Here is a 1,213-nt window from a genome sequence, read left to right on the forward strand (position 1 = left end):
GCGCAGGCGCGGCGGGCGAGGGCGCGACGACCGCGCCGGCCGACAAGCTGGAGCGCTACCTGCGCCAGGAAATCGCCGCGCGCACCGGCGCCGACGCCGACCGCCTCGACGCCGGCGCCGACCTGATCGCGCTGGGCCTGGACTCGATGGCCATCGCCGAACTGATCGCCGGCCTCGGCGATCTGCTCGGCCTGGCCTTGCCGCCGAGCCTGTTGTTCCGCTATCCGCAACCGCAGCAGTTGGCGCTGCATCTGGCCGAGCTGCATCCGCATGCGGCCGACGTGGCGATGTGGGCCGCCGACGCCGCGCCGGCCGCGGCCAACGAACCCGTCGCCGACGACTCGAACGCCAGCGCCACCGGCGCAACGCGCATCGCCGACCCCGCCGCGCGCCTGGTGCCGATGCGCGCCGGCGAAGGCGCGCCGTGGCTGCTGCTGCCGGGCGCCGACGGCAGCGTATTGTCCTTGCGTCTGCTCGCGCAGGCGCTCGGCGACGGACGGCCGGTGTTCGGCTTCGACGCCGCCGGCCTCGACGGCGCCGCGCTGCCGGCCAGCCTGGAACAGGCCGCCGCCGACAACCTCGCCGCGCTGCGCGCCGCCGGCCTGCGCGGTCCGTATCGCCTGCTGGGGTATTCCAACGGCGGCGTGCTCGGCTTCGAAATGGCCCGGCAACTGGCCGCGCAGGGCGAGCCGCCCGAAGCGCTGGTGCTGCTCGACAGCGTGTGCCCGCCGCAGCGCACGCGCAGCGAAGCCGAGCTGACCGCGGCGACCTTCGCCCACCTGCTCGCCGGGCTCGGCGGCCGCGCCGATATCGACGCGGACGCGCTGGCGGCGATGGACGAAGCGGCGTGCGGCGAACATCTCTACGCGCTGATCGCCGCGCAGGGCCTGCAACTGAGCCGCGACTACTTCATGGCGACCTACCGCGTCGCCGCCGCCAGCGAACGTCTGTGCCGCGCCTACGCCGTTCCGGCGCTGCCGGCCGGCGTGCGGGTCGGCCTGGTGCGCGCGCTGCAGGGCTATCCCGAAGCGCCGGCCGACTACGGCTGGAACGCGCACCTGCCGGCGCCGCTGCGCCGCATCGACGTCGACTGCGACCACTACACCGCGATCGAAGCCGGCGCGGTCGAAGCGGTCGCCGACGCAGTGCGCCGCTGCCTGCAAGCCGCGACGCCGGCCAAGGCGCCGCGCGGACGCGCGGTGGCCGCGCGCTC

At 75.8% G+C, this 1,213-nt stretch carries 1 protein-coding gene; it reads left to right on the forward strand.

Annotation, left to right across the window (positions count from 1 at the left end):
• The coding region (locus A7A76_RS02355) for a thioesterase domain-containing protein (RefSeq protein WP_241200682.1) at positions 1–1,213 on the forward strand (1,213 nt) is incomplete at both ends.

It is taken from the genome of Lysobacter enzymogenes (genome assembly GCF_017168095.1).
Classification (GTDB): Bacteria; Pseudomonadota; Gammaproteobacteria; order Xanthomonadales; family Xanthomonadaceae; genus Lysobacter; species Lysobacter enzymogenes_D.